The sequence below is a fragment of the Amycolatopsis sp. NPDC003676 genome, assembly GCF_053587275.1.
This window is the reverse complement of record NZ_JBSFNS010000311.1, coordinates 1-1,328: the sequence shown is the minus strand read 5'-3', so window position 1 is coordinate 1,328 and position 1,328 is coordinate 1. Positions and strand designations below refer to the sequence as shown.

At 67.1% G+C, this 1,328-nt stretch carries 3 protein-coding genes; all 3 read left to right on the top strand.

The window, feature by feature from the left end; all coding sequences use genetic code 11:
- A partial coding sequence (locus ACWDNU_RS45980) for a mechanosensitive ion channel family protein (RefSeq protein WP_449673467.1) occupies positions 1–590 on the top strand: 590 nt, incomplete at its 5' end.
- Positions 577–726: a hypothetical protein gene (locus ACWDNU_RS45975; RefSeq protein WP_189026920.1), complete on the top strand. Its 150-nt coding sequence runs from the start codon at positions 577–579 to the stop codon at positions 724–726. The genes ACWDNU_RS45980 and ACWDNU_RS45975, both read left to right, overlap by 14 nt.
- Before the next feature lie 72 nt (positions 727–798).
- Positions 799–1,328 (top strand): cell division ATP-binding protein FtsE (locus tag ACWDNU_RS45970; RefSeq protein ID WP_449673466.1); only part of this gene is annotated, 530 nt, incomplete at its 3' end.

The window sequence follows — 1,328 nt, the reverse complement described above, 5'->3', positions numbered from 1 at the left end:
AGGTGCTGCGCAGGGTCGGATTCGGGGTGACCGGTCTGGTCGCCCCGGCGGCGGTGCTCGGCGCGGCGCTCGGTTTCGGCGCGCAGCGGATCGTGCAGGACATCCTGGCCGGGTTCTTCCTGATCACCGAGCGTCAGTACGGCTTCGGTGACGTGGTGCGGATCGCGGTCACCGGATCGGCCGACGCGGCCGAGGGCACCGTGGAGGACGTGACGTTGCGCATCACCACGCTGCGCAACTCCGACGGCGAGGTCATCACCGTCCCGAACGGGCAGATCGTGAAGGTGACCAACCTGTCCAAGGACTGGGCACGTGCCGCGATCGACGTGCCGGTGTCGGCCCAGGCCGACATCACCAAGATCAACGAAATCCTGCACGAGGTGTGCACCAAGGCCTACCAGGACCGCCGCCTCAAGCCACTGCTGCTCGACGAGCCGTCCGTGATGGGTGTGGAAGATCTCTCGCTCGACGAGATGAACATCCGGATGGTTGCCCGCACATTGCCGGGCAAACAATTCGAGGTGGGGCGTGAGCTGCGCGTGCGCGTCGCGGCCGCCCTGCGTAAGGAAGGAATCAGTGAAACCACGTAAGTCGACGGCGATCCTCATGGCCACCTGGGTGTCCACGTTCGTCGTCTACCTGTTCGTCAAGCCCGCCGAAACCGCCAACACCGGCCCGGTGTCGCTGCTCAACGCCGTGCCCGCCTGGGTCGATCCGACGCCGTAGGGTTGCTCGCCGCCTCGCCGACGCCGGTCGGGGCCGGTCGCCGGGGCCGGTCGCTGGCTACACTGGCTCCCCGTGATCACCATGCGCAACGTCACCAAGTCGTACAAGACCTCGACGCGGCCGGCGCTGGACAACGTCTCCGTCGAGGTGGACAAGGGCGAATTCGTCTTCATCATCGGCCCGTCCGGTTCGGGGAAGTCGACCTTCATGCGGCTGCTACTCAAGGAGGAGTCGCCGACGGCGGGCGAGATACGGGTGGCCGATTTCCGGGTCGACCGGCTGCCGGGCCGGAAGGTGCCGAAGTTGCGGCAGCGGATCGGGTGCGTCTTCCAGGACTTCCGGCTGCTCCAGCAGAAGACCGTGGAGCAGAACGTGGCCTTCGCGCTCGAGGTGATCGGCAAGCGGCGCCAGTTCATCGAACGCACCGTGCCCGAGGTGCTCGACATGGTCGGGCTCGGCGGCAAGGGCAACCGCCTGCCCTCGGAACTGTCCGGTGGTGAGCAGCAGCGCGTGGCGATCGCGCGGGCGCTGGCGATGGATCCCAAGCTGATGCTGTTCGACGAGCCCACCTCGGCGCTGGACCCGGAAATGGTCCAGGAGGT